We start from the raw sequence: 18,373 nt of genomic DNA on the forward strand, positions 1-18,373 counted from the left end.
ACCGGTGGTTGATCCCGTTCTTGCGAGCCGTCTCCAGTTTGCACTCACTACGATCGTCCACATCATCTTCCCAGTGATGAGTATGGGTCTCGCCCCGTTTCTCATCTATTTCACATGGAAGGAGATCCGCACCAAACAACCAGTATACGAACAGCTCCGTCGGTTCTGGACCCGCATCTTTGCGGTCAGCTTCGTCGTTGGAACGGTGACCGGACTCGTCCTCGAGTTCGAATTCGGAACGAACTTCGCCACGTTCTCGACAACAGCTGGGGAGCTGTTCGGGGGACCACTCGCCCTCGAAGGGATGATGGCGTTCATGCTCGAAGCGACGTTCCTCGGGATCTTCGTCTTCGGACGAGACCGGGTGTCTGACCGGCTGTACTTCCTGTCGAGTATCGCTGTCGGGCTCGGCACGTGGCTCTCGGCCGTCTGGATCCTCATCGCGAACTCCTGGATGCAGACGCCGCGTGGGTTCGAAATCGTCGTGGAGAACGGCCAGCGAATTGTGAAGCTTACCGACCCGCTCGCAGCCTATCTCAATCCGAGGTTCCCCTATATGTTCATCCATATGCAGAACGCGGCCGTCGAGTCGGTCGCGCTCTTCATGGCCGGCGTTGCCGCCTACTACGTGTTCCGCCATCACGTCTGGGGCTACCCGATTGAACACATCGATGTTTGGGAGAAGACGCTCAAAATCACGCTCGTCGTCCTGCTCATCACGGCGCCACTGCAAGTGATTCAGGGTGATGAGTATGCCCGCCACGTCTCCGAAACCCAACCACAGAAATTCGCCGCGATGGAAGCCGTTTGGGAAACTGACTCCTACGTCCCCGAGTATATCGTCGCGTTCCCCACGGACGTTAATGACCTGCTGAACCCCCGTACAAAAGATCTCTTTGGCATCGGCATCCCGGGTGGCGCATCCTGGCTCGCGAGCGGTGGAAACCCACAGGCTACGATACGCGGCCTCGAATCCTTCTCGACGAAAGCCCCACCTGTCGCGATCGTCTTCTGGGCGTTCCGGATTATGGTGGCGCTCGGCTTCTGGTTCATTCTGCTGGCCGTTTGGGGTGCCTATCGATGGTGGCGTGGGGAACTCTTCGAGGATGACCTGTTGCATAAGGCGTTGATGGCGTCGTCTCTCCTGGGATTCGTCGCCGTGGAGGTCGGCTGGATCGTCACCGAGGTCGGGCGACAACCGTGGGTCATTCAGGGAGTGATGAAGACGAGTGCCAGCGTCTCTCCAAACCTCACAGGCGCAAAAGCTACGTTCACACTCCTCGGATTCGTTACCGGGTACATCCTGTTACTGGGCCTCTACACCTACGTCGTCGGTCGTATTATCCGGGCAGGGCCGCCATCGAAGGACGAACTCACGCAGAGTGATGGTGCCCGCGTCCCAGAGTCAGAGGTGACGTCCGGTGACTAGCGTCGGATCGCTGGCCACGAAGCCACTGTTCGGACTGCCGCTCGCCGAGCTCTGGTTCGCGCTGCTGTTTTTCATCTTCGGGATGTTTCTCTTTCTCGACGGCTTCGACTTCGGCGTGGGCGTCCTGTTTGCGACCCGTGACGACGACCACGAGAAAGAACAGCTGTTAGCGGCTGTCGGGCCGTTCTGGGACGGGAACGAGGTCTGGCTCGTCGTCTTCGGTGGGGCGTTGTTCGCGGCGTTTCCGTCCGTTTACGCGAATCTCTTCAGCCGGTACTATCTGTTGATGTTCGCGATTCTAGCCGCACTCGGTCTCCGGGGGCTCGCCCCTGAAATGTACGAAGAGCGCGAAGATGACCGTTGGCGGACCCTCTGGGGCCACTCGTTCGTCATCGGGAGTACCGTGACGCCGTTTCTGCTGGGGCTGTTCGTGATGAACTGGCTGATCGGGGCGACTGGCCTCATCACCCCCGTAGGGTCTTAGGCGGTGTCACAGTCCTTGCTCTCACGATCGTCGACGGGGCGGCGTTCCTCGGACTGAAAACCCGCGGCAGGCTGCGAGATGAGATGCGGAAGTACGGTGTCCGAGCCGCCGTGGGTTATCTTGGTGGAGCGGTCATCACTCTGGGGGCGATATATGTGACCGAACCAGGGCTGCGCTCCTCGTTCCGGTCACCCCTCATCGTCGCACTTGTGATGCTCACTGCTACCCTGACGGGAATCTACGTCGTCGCGCTCCGTAGACGTCGGTATTACGCCGCGTTCGTGGCGACAGCCGCACTCGTCTTCGGACTCGTAGGGCTCGTCGCAACCCTTCTGTTCCCCTTCGTCGATCGGACCGCAGGACTCACTATCCGAGAGGCGATCATCTCCACGCTTCCGCTCAATCTTATGTCGATAATGGCGAGCGTGCTGCTCCCAATCGTGCTCGTGTACTTTGTCGTGCTCTATTCCGCGTTCAGCGGACCAATCGATATGGAGGAAACATACCAATGAAACGATTTCAGATCCAACGAACGACCAGTGTATGGAGGAACAACATAGTGTCCAGGGGCTACAATACTTGGACTGCGTTCAACCGAGACCAAGTGCGATGACTGCAACGCGTTCCTCTCCCGAACCGCAACTATTGTCTCGGATCATCGTAACATGGATTGAACTCACAATCGTCGGCCTCACAGGTGGAATCCTTGGGACAGCAGTTGGTGGGCCGCTCAGTCTAATCGCCTATCTCGTCACGACGCTTGTTTCGGTCGGGGTTCTTTTTTACAACGTAAATGAATTGATTGAACGCCACGTTATATACAAGTGAAAAATAAGACAATGTTGAGCTTGGCCAATTCCTGTTCCGCGAAGATGCACACCATCGCCTCCAGTGGAGTAAACGAGTCGCTACCAGCTAATCGAGACTGTTCTATCTAATGATATTATCACTAATACCACCGTTCGTGCCTGTATTGCTTGTTGCGATTCTTTCGCCATTATTCTCCCGTCGGACTAGTCATGCTCTCGGTCTGGTCGCGACTGCTGTCGTTGTACCGTACGTATGGCTCCTCCCAGAGGGTGCACTTATATCTGGAAGTTTATTCGGCTTTTCGACCATTTTCCTGTACGTCGACTCATTCACTCGATTGATGGGCGGTATCTTCGCATTCATTGGCTCAATCGGCATTATCTATTCATATGCGAGTGATGCCGATACCGTTCAGACAGCATTTGCCCTCAGTTACGTTGGAACTAGCATTGGGGCCGTGTTCGCAGGTGATTGGTTGACGCTTGTTTTCTTTGTGGAGTTAATGTCGGTCGGAAGTACGCTACTTGTCTGGTATTACGGCGGCCGGGCGGTTCGAGCGGGCTTCCGGTATGCACTCTGGCATGGAATTGGTGGGAGCCTGTTATTGGCAGCGATCGCTTGGCAATACGCAACTGTTAATTCGTTTTTGTTTACTGCGGCTGATGGCATCGTCGGTACTGTCCCTCAAGTGCTGGCTGTCGTGGGTGTCGGCACTATGGTCGGATTTATTGGCCTCCACACGTGGCTCCCTGACACATATCCTAAGCCCCACATCGCTGCGAGCGTTTTTCTCTGTGTTTATACGACGAAAACGGGAGTCTATGTGATGTATCGAATTTTTCCGGACGGACAGCTCGCAGTTGCCTATATGGGTGGCGGAATGGCCGTCTTCGGGGCATTTATGGCTCTGATGCAGAGTGATATGCGACGGCTTCTCTCCTATCATATTCAATCACAGGTCGGGTACATGATAGCAGGGGTTGGAATTGGAACAACACTCGCCACCGCTGGTGCATTCGGTCACGTCTTCAATCACATCCTCTACAAGAGCCTCTTGTTTATGACCGTCGGCGTCGTAATTTATCGAACTGGCGAAGAAAGTCTGAAACGCGTCGGCGGGCTCGCGAGAAAGTTACCAGTAACGACGGTAGCCTTTTCTATCGCGGCACTTTCAATCGCAGGATTCCCAGGCTTTAACGGGTTCGTCAGCAAAGGGATGGTTCTATCAGCCGCCGAGTACGAGGAGATGGAGACTCTCTGGTGGTTATTGATACTGGGCGGCGTAGGAACGTTCCTATCGTTTATCAAACTGGGCTATTATGTGTTTTTCCACGGCGACTACGACGGGGAGATCTACGACGCAACCCGAGGACAGAAAGTTGCGATGGCGATTGTAGCAGGCCTGTGTGTGATCTTCGGAGTGTACCCCAGTGGATTGTTCAGTATCATCCCCTTTGGGTCAGAGATTCATTATGAAACATTCACCTTGGGTCATATCAGTGAGGGTCTTGAGCTTGCGATAGCAGGTATTCTTGGATTTGCTATCTTACGTCGGCCACTCAAGCGAATTGGCCGCATTCCAGATTTCGACGATATTTACAATCCCGCCGTTTTCTTTGGGACCAAAGCAATAGTACATGGAGTCACCAACTCATTTGCTCGCATCGATCAATTTATGGTGCGTCTCACCACAGGGACTCGATGGCTCCTTACTAATCCCGAGTTAGGAGTCAGACGTATCACAGCCTTTGTGAAACAATCAGACACTGCTAAGCCTCTGGACAAAGATGTAACACCAGGTACTTTTAGAGCAGGTATTGGCCAATCAATTGCCACTATTGTATTAGTCCTTGCACTTATGTTGTTTGTATTGCTATTCAGTTAACGTTGGATAAGGTATTACGATTCTCAATGCGTGCATAGATGAGCTTGGCACCCATAGCGGCGAACAGCTTCTGGAGTTACAGTCGACAGTATTATCAATTCCACGGATGAGCTTCCAAGTGCTCCGTTGGTGTAGCTCGGCCAATCATCTCGGCATCTCACGCCGAGGACCGAGGTTCAAATCCTCGACGGAGCATCTACGTTTCTACCTACAATCGCCTCTGATCAGACAAACCACGAATACGATGCCGGTGTCTCCGAATCCCAGTCGTCATTCACAACATGGGGCACGTCTCTGGCGAAACTCCAGACGGGTAGTCCGGTGGTCGTACTATCTGCGGCTATCCCTTGTCAGTCTCCCCTCCTCGGCAGTGTTCAGATAAGGATGAAGGCCGAGGCGGTTCGATTTGATAGTACTCTATGCCAGAAATCGACCGCGTCGACGGAGATACTAACTGGATCGACTTGGGATTTGTGGAGCGAGAAGTGACACCGAAGCCGCTGATGAAGCTCAGTATCCAGCTTCACTCCGCTAAATCGTCAATTTCGGATACTGTATCTATTTTAGAGGATTCCGATATCGAACTGGTGCGCTCGACCATCCACAACTGGGTGCAGAAAGCCAATTTACAGCCAATCGATGGGAAGAAGCTGGATCACGTCGCGATCGACGAATCCGTGATCCAACTCAACGATCAGCGCTTCTGGCTGTACGCCGCCGTCAATTCCGATACCAACAAATTCCTCCACGTGCGACTGTTTCCAGCCCGAAGAATGGCGTTGACCGAACAGTTTCTCGCGGAACTGCGTGCGAAACACACTCTCGACGACGCCGTGTTTCTCGTCGACGGAGCGCCGTGGCTTCACGCCGCACTCGACCGCCACGGCCTCCGCTTCGAGCACGAAACACACGGCGACCGCAATCCGGTTGAACGTGTCTTCAAAGAACTAAAACGGCGAACCAACCAGTTAGAAATTATTTTCGCCACGTCTCCGCATCCGCTGGGGAATCTTGGCTTCAAACCCACACCTTCGTGCGGAATCAGCTAATCTGAACAATGCCCCCCTCCTCACATCACCAGACATGAGCAAGGCCAGTAATCCGCTTACTCGCTGGAAATCCAGATTAGAACGAAGTACCGTCACGGAACTCGCTACTATCACTAGCCCAACCACTGTCATCCTCGTACTGGGGGTTGTATTGTTCTCATTCCCACTGAGACTGCTCGGTTGGCTCTCGTGTGGTCTGCTCGGATTCCTTGCTGCAGTGGCCTCGGGTCGAATGTCGAACATCAACTACGGCCTCGTTGACTGGCCTCGCCCTGCGACAACAGTCGACGTAGCGGTCAATGGAATCGCATACAATAGTGTGCTAGTGCTTGGAATCGGTCTCGCTCAGGTGGTGTGGATTGCCTCGGATAATATACTGCTCGGCGTTGCAATCGGGGCAATACTGCCGTCTTGGTTTCTCAAACATATTCACCTTCTCGTGTTTTTGGGTGAGGAGTGACGCTCTCTGAGCATCCCGTTATCGAGAGATACGCGCCGCCGAACTGCTTGGCATTGTACGCCCGTAGATAAGAGACAGAATCGCCTGACTGTCCGAGAATCATAGGCCGCTCCGAGCACAACTCAAGTACGTCGACGATTCCAATGAAGATCAGCTTGCTCTCGCCTGACTCCTAATTCTGCCACGACACCTCAACCGGCGGGTTGTGCGTCTATGGGTGGAGGCGAACGTTAGAATCACCTCGGGCAAGTTACGAAAACCGATGAAAATATCCACCTTCCGCTCGTCAAATCCGTTACGCGGCTATGTGCAAGGTTGAGCGGATCATCGAGAAACACGATCTCCCTGATTTAAACGAGGAGCTTCGCCGCCGGCATCGCGGTGGTGCCAGCCTTCGTGACCTTGAGAAATTCATCAATAAACGGGTTCTCGAACGGTCCTTGCTCAAATCGGAAGTGGCTCTTATCGGAGATACTGAAAGTATCTATCAAATCCTCCAGGGAGACGACATCGGGTCCGGACGTCGGGCAGAGATTCGTTCACAGCTCGATCAGGCTGGTCCTCCCGTAAGTAACGTTGAAGATGACTTCGTATCTCATCAGACCGTAAAACGCCACCTGCAGAATTGCTTGGATGTGGACACAAAACGACGGGCTCAGATCACGCTTGACGACGCCGAGGATACTGTCGCGTGGGCGCAGTCACGCAATCTTTCGGTGATCGAAAACACACTCAACAGGCTTCATAATGCGGGACTTATCGATGCCAGTAACGTCGACGTCACCCAGTCGATTAGGGTCACGTGCGAAAAGACCGGGAAAACGTTCCATCTCAGAGAATTTCTCAAGCAGGGAGGTTGTGATCGCGACGGATCAACGAATGACACCAACGCAAACAGTAGCTGACACACATAATCGAAGCTACCAACTGAGGCAGGTATTCGTATTCTGATCTCGATTCACGACTAGTACCCCGTTGCGACTAAGTAACCAACCCTGGATAATTGACTTACTCAGAACCTATGCCGCAACACACGAACCCGAAGCCTGCAACGATGGTCGTCCAAAATATCGGTGGAATCGACACGTGTGAAATCGAATTTAACCCAGGTGTTACGGTATGTACCGGGCAGAACGCAACGAATCGCACCTCGCTATTGACTGCAATTGCCGGTGCGCTTGGCGGTTCAGCTGCCACGCTGAAAAGCGATACCGACGAAGGGCACGTCCGACTGGAGTTCGACGGTGAAACCTACACGCGCCACTACCAGCGAGGATCGGACGGCTCGGTTATCACTGAGGGTGAGCCATATACCGATGATTCAGAGCTCGTCGATCTGTTCGCATGTCTTCTCGAGGATAATCCAGCACGACGAGCTGTTGAGCGGGGAGACGATCTCCGTGATGTCCTTATGCGTCCAGTCGATACCGTGTCCATTCAGGAACGCATTCGAGAGTTTGAACGTGAGCGTGCGCAAATCACTGCCCGACTCGAAGAAATCGAACGCAAACGCAACCACTTACCTGAGTTGGAAACACGACGGACGACTCTCGAAAATGAACTTGAAGCCACCACAGAGGAACTGAACTCTCTTCGCGAGCGAGTAGCCGACCACGACATCGACGCCGACGAAGCGGGCGCCGCCGAGGATCTCCTGAGCGAGCTGGAGTCGCGTCGCCAGACACTCCGACAGACGCGTGACGAGATCGAAACACAGCAATCGACCCTGGAGGCCCTCCACGACGAACGCGAGGAGGTCTCTGACGAACTCGACGACTTGAAAGACCAGGACACGGACTGGGAGGACCTTGAGCGAGAACTCAATCAACTCCAGGACCGTGAGCGCGAGCTTCAGGATTCAATCAACGACCTTTCTGCAATCGTCGAGTTCAACGATGAGCTTCTCAACTCATCCGATGAGCTTGTCGATAAGAATCTCGACGAACAGACCGTCACCGACGAACTCGACCCGATGTCGGCCACGATCAAATGCTGGACCTGCGGGAATCACGTAGAACGTCGAGCTATCGATAGCCAGCTGGAGGAACTCCGAACCGTCATTGAGGAGAAGCGGACCGAGCGACAGGAAGTACAGGATGAAATCGCTGAGCTTCGTGAGCAACTCAACCGGCTCCAGTCAACTGAACGCCGACGACGTGAATGCGAAGAGCGACTTGACGAGATCGAACGGCAGAGACAGCGTCGAGAACAGCGAATCAACGACCTCGAGAAGAAAGCTACTGATCTCCGAGAGACGATTCGTGATCTAGAGGAGGAGGTCAAAGAGACCGAGGAGTTCCGCGAGAATGAGTTGGTAGAGCAGTATGAGCGGCTCTCCGAGCTTGAATACGAACGGGGACAGATCGAACAGGAACTAAACGACGTCGAAGACGAAATCCGGGGCATGGAGTCACTGGCAGATGAGCGAGAACAGCTCGAAGCGCAGAAAGCGCAGCTCCAGGAGGAACTCGAATCGCTACGGACGCGCATAGAGGACCTCGAACGTGACGCGGTCGAGTCGTTTAATGAACATATGGCCGAGGTGCTGTCCTTGTTGGAGTATCAAAACATCGAGCGGGTTTGGATCGAGCGGAAAGTACCGAATGATGAACCTGAGGGAGTATTCGAGCTCCACGTGGTGCGGTCGACTGAGAACGGGACGATGTACGAAGATACGGTCGACCATTTAAGTGAAAGCGAACGCGAAGTAATCGGGCTGGTGGTCGCACTCGCGGGCTATCTCGTCCACGAAGTGTATGAAACGGTCCCCGTGATGCTGCTGGACTCCTTAGAAGCTATCGACGCTGATCGTATCGCTCGACTCATCGAGTACATCGCTGAGTTCGCATCCTATCTCGTCGTGCATTGCTTGAAGAGGACGCCCAGGGCCTCAACAACACGTATACCCGACTATCGTCGGATACCATCAGCTCGTAGCAGATTATAGCGAGTGGAACAGAATGAGGAATTTCGGCCGCCTATCTCCACCACAGATATGTACCGACAGATCAACCCTCTACTTATGAGTCCAACCCAGTTAACCACGATCGCCTTGGTAGTCTCCGGGATCGTAGGAGTAGTGGCAGTAGGATTATCTCTAATGGCGTATATCCGACTTCGACATACGAGTTACCGCCGGATGCTACACCCCCTTATTGTCGTCACAATTGTTTTTACGGTTGCACACGGTCTTGTGTTTCTATTGCCGACCCATCCGCTCGTCGTAGACGTTCTTGAATCGCTTACTGTTACAGGTCTCGCTGTTGGGGTGTTCCGTCTCATTCAGCTCCATCCGCGGATGAAGAATCCTGTGGGTGATGAGTGACGATGATTCTAGGGCTTATAGAACTTTATAAAGGCATCCTCGGGGTTGGAGTGATTGCAGGAATCGCCTTTCTACTCTACTCGAATGATTTCGTCGTAATTCACCGCCGCTTCTTAGGGCTCGTTGCTATCGGAACTGGCACAACTATTGTCAGCAGACTACTCTTTATAGTTTATTGGCCGAAAGGTAGCCATTGGTCAACAGCCATCCTATTTGCTCACCTCGTGTTCATACTCTTCATAGTGGCCGGACTCTATTCGCTTGTTACCGACTATCCGGTGCAAAATGAAGAACGACGTGGGAGGCTTTTCTATCGATGATCATTTTGAGATTTTCTCCTAGAAACCGTGAGTAAACGGTCCTGTCGGTACGTCAAGCGGGGCAATAACAGGAGATCGTCCATTGCTCAAAATTCCACGATGACTCCAAATCATTTGTGGACCGTCCCAAGGTATAGTCTAGTGGCATCAGATCAAATCACGTGTTAAACTCTATAGTGGATTCCCAGAATGTAGGAATTCCCCAAACACGTTCATCGTGAAGAACTGAATACCGATACTGAGTGGCCCATGGTCAGTGATACTCATGAACAAATAAAAGAATGCCACAGTCGACCTGATAATGAAGCGGTAATAAATATGTTTGTCAAAGATGTAGTGATGGATTCATCTTCGTATTTCCAGGCTCTAAGTGAGATACCAGGTGGTTTGTGTGATTGACCGAGTGGAAAAAGAGATCGATATGCTCACCCGTCATTTTCAGATTCTCCAGCTTGTCATCCAACACGAACCGATTGGGATTGTGAAGTTATCTCAGCATACTGGATATCCTCATCACAAAGTTCGATATTCCCTTCGTGTACTCGAGGAGGAGTCAATCATCGAACCGTCTCAGGAGGGCGCAGTGACGACCGATAAAACACATAAATTCGTCAACGCCCATGTAGATGTTATTGATGAGATTATCGAGAAGTTGGAAGCAATGGAGTTGGATGACACGGCAGAACTGAAGGAAGGCTGAGAAAAATCCAAGCTATGAGCCATTTGTCGCCAGCCTAGGCAGGTTGTACGTCCCGTGAGTTAAGAACGGAATAGTCAGATTGGTCGTAGATTCGTAGATCCCGTCAAGCTCTAGTGGACGAGATCAATGATTTACCCAATTCTGGGTAGACTGTTTTCCGAGACAAGAGTAGTGAAAGAACATATAGTTTGAAGGAATATATCTAAGGTTTTGCCTATCTAATACAAATGATCAGCCGATTCATTGTCTGGGAGATGCCCCTCACGGAGTGAGGGCAATTTTTCGCTCTACGGGACTGGATACTACTTGCATCTCCTCAACAGCAGGAGTAAGGCCTTTCCAAGTCTAAACCGAAGTAGAGATGGGTCGATAGCGTGGCCACCAGCTATCTGACAGCACTCCTATTGAGTTCGATGCCGGCCATTGGGAACATCTCCGGTGGGCTCGTCGCCGAACGGTTCGAGATCTCCGGCGATACACTCAGCTTAGCACTCCACGTTGCGGCGGGCATTATCCTCGCTGTCGTCGGTATCGAGTTGCTTCCGACGACGCTCGAAGCTGACCCGCCGTGGTTCGTGCTCGTCGTTTTCCTCGCGGGAGGATTCTTCTCGATCGGTCTCGACAGTCTCACAGACTTCATCGCCGCTCGAACCGGCGGGGGACGTACAGAGTCAGGTGCTTGGGGTATTTTCGCCGGCGTCGCCGTCGATCTCTTTAGCGACGGCGTGATGATCGGAGCCGGGTCGACGATTTCGCTAGGTCTTGGACTCCTCCTCGCACTCGGTCAGGTTCCTGCCGACATTCCCGAGGGCTTCGCCACGATTGCCACCTTCAAATCGAAGGGCGTTCCGCGCCGAACACGACTCCTGTTGTCCCTCTCGTTCGCACTTCCAATCTTTCTCGGTGTCACGGTCGGATACTGGCTCGTCCGTGGTCAACCTGCGATCGTCAAGTTCGGGCTGCTCGCCTTTACAGCCGGAATCCTGCTCACGGTTGCCGTCGAGGAGATCATTCCCGAAGCACACAAGGAAGGTGAGGCCCGGCTGGCTGCCGTCGCACTCGTGGGAGGATTCGCCCTGTTTACGTTCATCTCTATCTATTTGGGGTAGTTTCGACCTTCACTTTCTTCAGACATTTACGAAATTCTATTTCAGAGATGCGTTTTCCCGCTCTACTTGTCTTCGATACTCCCCATACATGAAAGGTACCCATTCAGAGTATGTTGAGTACACTGAAGGCCATTACACCAACATACACAACGTAGAGACCGTCGAACAGCAGGACTTGCAATCGCGTGAACCCGTGTTCAGCCGCTCCCCAGTGGGTCAGTCCCGCGTACACGGCCGGCATCAGCGCCACGAATAGCAGATTCACCCAATAGAGTTGAAAATCCTCGATCGGAACCGTGACGAGTGCGAGCGGCACGAACGCTACGGTCATCGTGACAGCGTTGTCACCGATAACGCTCGTCGTTCCGGCGGTGACCTGACCGCTTCTGACGACGCTCCACGTCGCGAACATCTCGGGGATCGCTGTTACGATCGCCGTCACGAATAACCCGCCCACGAGCCTCGAAATCCCGAGGGCAGCCACGATGTTCTCCGTCGAGAGAACGATACCGTACGCTCCCGACGCAAGGACGACCAGCCCGGCACCGGCAAGGCCGAGTTCTTTCTTGGCCCACTGCACGTCCTCCGACTCGGAGCGACCCCTGAAGAACGCCTGGCCCAGATATGCGAGGTAGGCTGCCCCCATAATCCACCCATCGATGGGCTGGAGTCCCCGCCCGGATTCCGGCAGCGTGAGGACGGCGACCAGACCAAGGATGCCGAGATACGGCAGTATCAGGACGGTAACGGCCTCCTTCTGAATCCGAAGGAGATTCTCCTGGCGGTGGCGACCGTGCGTCGCTGTTTGGCCGCCAGACGACGTGCTCCCCTGCCCACCGTCGCGACGCGTATCTTGCCCCTCCGTTCCGCCGCCGAGGTCTCGCTTCCGCGAGGCGACGTAGGCGATTGTCACGATGAGTGGAATGGAGACGATGTTCGACCCGAGCATCATTCCCAGCCCGATGTCGGAGACACCGCGATAGGCACTCGTGACGTTGATGCCGATTTCGGAGCCGGCGGCAGCGATCCCGACGAGGGCACCACCTGCGACCGCGGTCAATCCCAACTGTCGGCGGAGCTTCTTAATTGGATGCGAAAGTTGTTCGGCACCCCAGTGAGCAGCGAAGACCCCGACGACCAGAATGACCGCCCACAGCCACGGACTCAGCTGGACCATACCTGTCGAACGGAGATACGTGCCGGGGATCCATAGTAGGTGGGTCGGACTAGTGGTAGAACGTGACGACGGTATAGCATCCGGTGGCGTATGTTTCTCATGGGGCTCCACAGAAGTGGCACACCGTCGTCTATGGGGTGACGCATATCTCTCCGAGTGGCTCTCTCGAATCAGTCAGGTAGAAGTGGCTCCCTGTCCAAGACCGAATAATGTCACCGGAAGAGCCTCAACCACGGGAGGGTTCCTCCCGTGGACAGACCCCTCAAATCGGAGGGTCTGTTCGGCCACTCTCTATACTTCTCGCAGCGATTGTTACGCTCACTCAGATTCCCGTCGCATCCGCCCACGGTACAACCGGAAGCGGTGGACTCTCGCAAGGACACGGACTCATCTTGGCACTGGTCGGTGCCGCCATCCTCGGCGGGTTTATCCTTCTCAAACGGACAGATCGTATCACGCCGACAACCGCTCTGTACGGCGTATTCGTCGGGATAGCTATCACTGCGCTTGGAGCCGTTCTCTTCGAGGGGCTCTCCCCGGATCCGACGTACACTGCGAGTTCGATGCCGTTCCCCCGAGCGTGGTATCAGCCACTGGCCCTGCTGAGTGGCTTGGGCATCATGGTCGCGAGCTTCGTCATTGGGTGGCTGCGCTGGCCATCCCGCCCACGGTACACGTTCCTCGGCATCCTCATGGGATTGTGGATCTCGTACCCCTACCTTCTCCCAGAATTGGCAAGGGATACACATCCACTTGGGTACGCTATCGTCCTCGGCACGCCAATTCTGATCGGCTATGTCATCTGGAAGGACGCAGGGGGTGTCATTCGCGCAGTCATGCGTGATCCAGTTGCACGTCGCTTCGGCATCGGCGTCAGTGTCGTATTAGCGCTCTTTTTTGTTACCGTGACGGGCTACCTCTCGTTTTTCCCCGAAGAAGGCTTCCCCGAGGAGGTGACGGTCGTCGTTCTGCCCGCAATCTATCAGCTGGTATCGTGGCCCACCCTCGAAATCGCGATTCCGCATCTCCCGTTCGTACACATCCCGTTCTTCCTGGCCCTGTCACCTGGCCAGGTCATCGTCGTCGGGATGCTGAGCGCTCTCATCGGGTTGAACGCCGCTCTCATCGCCCGTCACTGGCGCGTCGAGGAACGAGCCGGTATGACCGAAGGGACCGCCGGGAGTGCTGCAATCGTCGGGACGTGTACCTGTGGGTGCTGCGGGCCACTCGTCGCGAAGATCGCGGTGCTCGCTGCCGGGCCATCGATTGCTGCCCCGCTCTACTGGGTATTCGTCGATTCGGCCTCGCCGCTCAGTGCGGTATTCATCGTCGGGAGCCTGCTTCTGTTTACTGGCAGTCTGCTCTACTCGGTCCAAGCAGCCCGACAGCCCGATCGATCGGCTGCCATTATCCCGGCCGACTGAAATGCCGGATCTGCCGTGAGAACGCGGTTTGAACGAACGTCTCAAGATGGGAAGGGAAGAGTCGACAGTACGTGTTTTTGGGACTAGTAGCCGTACTGATCGTTGTCGGAACCCTCGGAACCGGCTTCCTCCCGTTGACGCCGTTCTGCCAAGTCGTCTCTGGAGGCATCATCGTCGCGGGCTTTGCGGTCGGGCACACGGGCCTCCGTGCCTTCGAATTTCTCGAATAAACCACGAAGGCCGTCTTCATCCGGCCACAGCAGGTATCTGCCGCTTCGCGGGGTTAGAGCCGCTACTCGTTAAGCAGGGCTCGAAACGAATTCGCCGCGAGAAGACCGCCAGTCACCACGACCGCTCCCATCGCGAACACTGGATTCAGCAACCCCGTCGCCGCAAGAGGGATCGTGATCCCATTATAGAGCAGCGCTAGCCCGTTGTTCTGTTTGACACGCCGACGTGCTGCATCTGCGAGGTCGAACGTCGTCTCGACCGCCGCAAGGTCGTCATCGACGATAGAAATATCCGCGGCATCGGACGCGAGCGCGGTCCCGCCGCCGAGCGAGATACCCAGATCGGCCGTCGCAAGGGCCGGAGCATCGTTCGTTCCATCACCGACCATCGCGACCTGTCCACGGGACTGTAGCCGCCGAATCGTCGCAGTCTTGCCCGCCGGCGGAACCCCTGCAAACACGTGGTCGACTACGGGATGAGTAGCGAGGAAGTCAGTGGCGGCCTCGTCATCGCCAGTCAGGACGACGGTCTCCATATCACGGGCACTCAACTGCGTGAGTGTGCCGTCCCAGCCCGCTCGTGGCTCGTCGCCCACGACGATGACACCCTCCGCACGACCATCACGACCGACGATAATCGGAAGCTGCCCGACGTCACGGGCCGCTGTCGCCCGAGTTTCGAGGGCATCGCTCACCGACCACTCTAGATCCGCAAAGAGATCGAGATTGCCCGCGAGAACTCGCGTGTCGTCAACAACCCCTTCGACGCCGGTCGCGTGGCTCGTGAACTCGGAGATGTTACGTGCTCGCTCGCGGTCGTCTTCATTCGCGACCCCACCATCGGCTCTGGGACCCTCGCCAGCTTGCCCCTCTTGAGCGAATGCGGTCACGACCGCGTCCGCCGCCGGATGCGATGCTCGCTGCTCCAGGTCTGCGACGGCGGCCAACAGATCTGCCGGTGCATCCGCCTCAAGAACCTCCATCCGACCGGTCGTGATGGTGCCTGTCTTGTCGAAGACGACGACGTCGACGTTCCGAAGGCGCTCGAAGACGGTTTCGTCGAACACGACGATGCCGCGGGTCACTGCTTCCTCGATACTCGTTGCGACGGAAAGCGGCGTTGCGAGTCCGAGTGCCCATGGACACCCGACCAAGAGCACTGACAACGCCGTCAGGACGGCGAGCGGGACGCCAGCCCCCACTACGAGTGACCAGCCGCCGGCGAGAACAGCCCCACCCACGACGACTGGAATGACGAACGACGCCAACCGGTCGGCCTGTCGCTGGACGCCGTGATCCCCACTCTGGAGATTCCAGACCGACGTGATGAGGCGGTCGATACTGCTGGATGCACTGTCACTCACCGTGAGGACAGCGGCGCCGTTCGTGACGACCGCGCCGCCGACGAGGTCGTCGCCCGCTCGCTTCAGCACCGGGAGCGATTCGCCCGTCACGACCGCCTCGTCGACCGTACACTCGCCCTCGGCAAGGACTCCATCGACCGGGATACGTTCGCCCTCACGGACGAGCACGCTCTCTCCTGGTTCGAGGTCATTCACGTCGACCGTCGTCGTGGTCCCATCGGCGTCATATCGTCGGGCGTCAGTAACCCGCGAGATGGTGAGGTCCGTCAGGCGGTCCATCGCCCGCTGTTTGCTCAGTGATTCGTAGAAGATCGCAGCGACCACACTCGCGGCAACCACGATCGTCAGGTCGTAGAAGACGTCGATCCGACCGAGGAGAAACGCGATCGTGCTGTATACGTAGGCACTCACGACGAGGAGTGCGACGAGCAGGTCCGTGTTCGGCTGTTGCATCTTCAGACTGACATACGCACCCTGTAAGAGCGGAAGGCCGGTGAACACCAGGACCACACCCGTCAGGACGAGAAAGAGCGGCAGGATCAACAGGCCATCTCCACCGCCGAGCCCAGACGCACTCGCGTACATGTCCAGCGTCCCATCGCCGAAGAACGACGAGAGCTGCGCTGGATAGAGGAGCACCGCGTACGGCAGGAGCATGAACGTCCCGAAAATAACGCCCGCAGCGTAGCGAAACCCGAGCACCTCGTCGATGTCTCGGCCACCCGTCTCGTCTTGCCGCCGCGACTGGCCGACGACAGTCATCGGACCATCACTGCCACCGTCACGACGCGTTGCCGTATAGCCCAGCGGACTAAGCGCGTCACAGAGAGCGTCCGCCGAGATGCTCGTGGGATCGTACTCGAGGCGAATCGTCTCGGTTACGTAGCTCGCTGTAGCGTCAGTGACTCCCGTACAGTCTTCGGCAATCGACTCCAGATAGGTTTCACACGTCGCACAGTGCATCCCCTCTACTTGGAGAAATACCCGTGACTCGGCCCGCTCTCCGTGGGTGTCTGTTTCGGATTCACCAGCGTCATCGTCAGCGCCGGGCGCGCCCGTGGGTTCGTGTGTCGTCTCCGGGCGACTGGAATGCTCCTCGTCACCGAGGACGCGCTGGACGTCCCGACACCCGGTAGAACAGTAGACGCCGCCGTCTTCATCCGCGACTCGGTCATTGGGGACAGCGCCACCACAGAGCGCGCACGTGGCAGGTGATGAATAAGATGGAGACATAGCTGATCACCACCGGTGAGAAGAGGTACAGCCTCGACCGCGGAACGTGGATACCGACATCAGTCGAACGGCCATTACTGGGGGTACAGATGCATCGATATTAATGCTGTTCGGAGAGAGCGGTGCAGTCGCTCGAGGTCCTAGTGGGCTCGGGTTAGGATAACGTTGGGTCAACTATCTATTGCATAGGTAGGTACAGTTGGCTCTGTTGAAATCCTATCAGATAGACACGAACGCGTGTTAAATAGTATCTCAGCGAATTACGACGCTGTCACTTCGTCCCCTCCAAATTCCTCATAGGAATAATACAGAAATGCGACGAGTAGTCCCAGTAGAATTGGAGCCCATGACGGAAGGCTTGGAAGTGGAATGAACATAATGAGAAGAACTGCCACCAGCGCAGCTATCAGTCCTAATCCAATCATATTGATGAGTGTCTTCCACGGTACAAGCGTATCTTCGGTCATTGTTTAGCCATTATCGCCGCTTCATATGAGCCTTCTGCGAGTTGCAGTAGTCACACTCCGATAGTCGCGCTATGATGCGAGGGCCTTGTCGAGGTTGTGAACCAAACAGACGAGAGTAATCTCACGGAACTGCTTCCACCAGCGCCGTGAGCGGACGAATGCGCCATATTTGCGTTTGAGGCGAGAATTTACGGTCTCGTTTTGACTCCGCTGACCGTAGAGGTCGGCGTCAAGTCGAGCGTTCCACGCCCTATGGAGTGATGAAAACTCGCGGTGCTTAATTAGCGGACGAACACCAGTCTCACGGGCTAATGCGCGAATCTTCTGGTCGTCGTATCCCTTGTCGCCGAGGAGAATCGCTACGTCACCAGTATTCCTCTTGAGGAGCGATGGTGCGATTTGCGAGTCGTGTTTTCGTGTCGTTGTCACGTGTACGTCGAGAATCGCGTTCGACCTCGTATCTACGAGAAGCGTTACTTTCAACTGCTGAATCGTCAACTTCGTTCGCTTCGTATAGTGCTTCGAGGCGTGACTACGGTCAAAGCCAGAGGCATCGATACCGACGACACCGTTGGTCGGGAGGAGGGTAACCGAGAGGTTGAGAAGCACACGCCAAACCGCCATATCGAGCCGGTTAAACGCCTTACATAACGTCGAAGGAGACGGGAGTTCCTCAAGATCAAGGGCGCTCCGAATGCGAGGCATCTCGATAAGTTCGTCAAGGAGCGTCCGGTACGTCGTATTCTTCCGCATCTTGAGACAGAGCAAGACGATGTGCTGGTGGAGTGTGTACCGGCGTTTCGAGAACTTCGACGAGTAGCGGGCAACAGCTCGCCGAGCCAAGTGATACGCCTGCTCAACGAACCGAAGCAACTGCGACTTTGGGAGGGCCTGCATCCGGTCAGAC

Annotated in this window: 13 protein-coding genes, 1 tRNA gene and 2 pseudogenes; 12 read left to right on the forward strand and 4 right to left on the reverse strand. The window is 55.5% G+C overall.

The window, feature by feature from the left end; genetic code table 11:
- Positions 1 to 4: 4 nt before the first annotated feature.
- The 11 genes and pseudogenes from ACP99_RS00460 to ACP99_RS00510 all read left to right on the forward strand — a co-directional run bounded on the left by ACP99_RS00460 (position 5) and on the right by ACP99_RS00510 (position 11,571).
- On the forward strand, positions 5 to 1,429 hold the full coding sequence (locus ACP99_RS00460; RefSeq protein ID WP_049984708.1) for a cytochrome ubiquinol oxidase subunit I: 1,425 nt from the start codon (positions 5 to 7) through the stop codon (positions 1,427 to 1,429).
- A pseudogene (gene cydB / locus ACP99_RS21310) lies at positions 1,422 to 2,425 on the forward strand (cytochrome d ubiquinol oxidase subunit II). Before ACP99_RS00460 ends, cydB begins: the two are co-directional and overlap by 8 nt.
- Positions 2,426 to 2,850: 425 nt before the next feature.
- Positions 2,851 to 4,608 (forward strand): Na(+)/H(+) antiporter subunit D, encoded by a 1,758-nt coding sequence (locus ACP99_RS00470; RefSeq protein WP_049984709.1) that lies wholly within the window; start codon positions 2,851 to 2,853, stop codon positions 4,606 to 4,608.
- 120 nt (positions 4,609 to 4,728) lie between these two features.
- A tRNA-Glu gene (locus ACP99_RS00475) sits at positions 4,729 to 4,803 on the forward strand.
- 224 nt (positions 4,804 to 5,027) lie between these two features.
- Positions 5,028 to 5,662: pseudogene (locus ACP99_RS00480) on the forward strand (IS6 family transposase).
- A gap of 227 nt (positions 5,663 to 5,889) precedes the next feature.
- Positions 5,890 to 6,117, forward strand: coding sequence for a hypothetical protein (locus ACP99_RS20295; RefSeq protein ID WP_197052311.1), 228 nt, complete (start codon positions 5,890 to 5,892; stop codon positions 6,115 to 6,117).
- Positions 6,118 to 6,422: 305 nt separating this feature from the next.
- Positions 6,423 to 7,022, forward strand: a complete 600-nt coding sequence (gene rdfA / locus ACP99_RS00490; RefSeq protein ID WP_049984710.1) for a rod-determining factor RdfA — start codon at positions 6,423 to 6,425, stop codon at positions 7,020 to 7,022.
- A 116-nt stretch (positions 7,023 to 7,138) separates the two neighbouring features.
- Complete coding sequence (locus ACP99_RS00500) at positions 7,139 to 9,064, forward strand: archaea-specific SMC-related protein (RefSeq protein ID WP_156105559.1); 1,926 nt, start codon at positions 7,139 to 7,141, stop codon at positions 9,062 to 9,064.
- Positions 9,065 to 9,139: 75 nt separating this feature from the next.
- A complete protein-coding gene (locus tag ACP99_RS19750; RefSeq protein WP_156105560.1) occupies positions 9,140 to 9,442 on the forward strand; it encodes a hypothetical protein in 303 nt (100 codons plus the stop codon).
- 711 nt (positions 9,443 to 10,153) lie between these two features.
- Positions 10,154 to 10,462: a hypothetical protein gene (locus ACP99_RS00505; RefSeq protein WP_049984748.1), complete on the forward strand. Its 309-nt coding sequence runs from the start codon at positions 10,154 to 10,156 to the stop codon at positions 10,460 to 10,462.
- Between the two features lie 413 nt (positions 10,463 to 10,875).
- Positions 10,876 to 11,571, forward strand: coding sequence for a ZIP family metal transporter (locus ACP99_RS00510; RefSeq protein ID WP_049984749.1), 696 nt, complete (start codon positions 10,876 to 10,878; stop codon positions 11,569 to 11,571).
- 103 nt (positions 11,572 to 11,674) lie between these two features.
- Here ACP99_RS00510 and ACP99_RS00515 read toward each other — a convergent pair whose 3' ends face one another.
- Positions 11,675 to 12,748, reverse strand: a complete 1,074-nt coding sequence (locus ACP99_RS00515; protein ID WP_197052317.1) for a sodium:calcium antiporter — start codon at positions 12,746 to 12,748, stop codon at positions 11,675 to 11,677.
- A 392-nt stretch (positions 12,749 to 13,140) separates the two neighbouring features.
- On the opposite strand from ACP99_RS00515, the gene ACP99_RS00520 reads away from it, so the two are divergent.
- Complete coding sequence (locus ACP99_RS00520) at positions 13,141 to 14,172, forward strand: hypothetical protein (RefSeq protein ID WP_197052312.1); 1,032 nt, start codon at positions 13,141 to 13,143, stop codon at positions 14,170 to 14,172.
- Between the two features lie 292 nt (positions 14,173 to 14,464).
- Here ACP99_RS00520 and ACP99_RS00525 read toward each other — a convergent pair whose 3' ends face one another.
- The 3 genes from ACP99_RS00525 to ACP99_RS00530 form a co-directional block, all read right to left on the reverse strand.
- Entirely contained in the window at positions 14,465 to 16,999 is a 2,535-nt protein-coding gene (locus ACP99_RS00525) for a heavy metal translocating P-type ATPase (RefSeq protein ID WP_049984714.1), read from the reverse strand.
- 260 nt (positions 17,000 to 17,259) lie between these two features.
- Positions 17,260 to 17,466 carry a hypothetical protein gene (locus ACP99_RS19755; protein ID WP_156105561.1) on the reverse strand — a complete coding sequence of 69 codons (207 nt, stop codon included), beginning with the start codon at positions 17,464 to 17,466 and terminating at the stop codon, positions 17,260 to 17,262.
- A gap of 69 nt (positions 17,467 to 17,535) precedes the next feature.
- Positions 17,536 to 18,363: an IS5 family transposase gene (locus ACP99_RS00530; protein ID WP_049984715.1), complete on the reverse strand. Its 828-nt coding sequence runs from the start codon at positions 18,361 to 18,363 to the stop codon at positions 17,536 to 17,538.
- Between the last annotated feature and the right edge of the window lie 10 nt (positions 18,364 to 18,373).

This window comes from Halobellus rufus (assembly GCF_000739575.1).
Lineage (GTDB): Archaea > Halobacteriota > Halobacteria > Halobacteriales > Haloferacaceae > Haloquadratum > Haloquadratum rufum.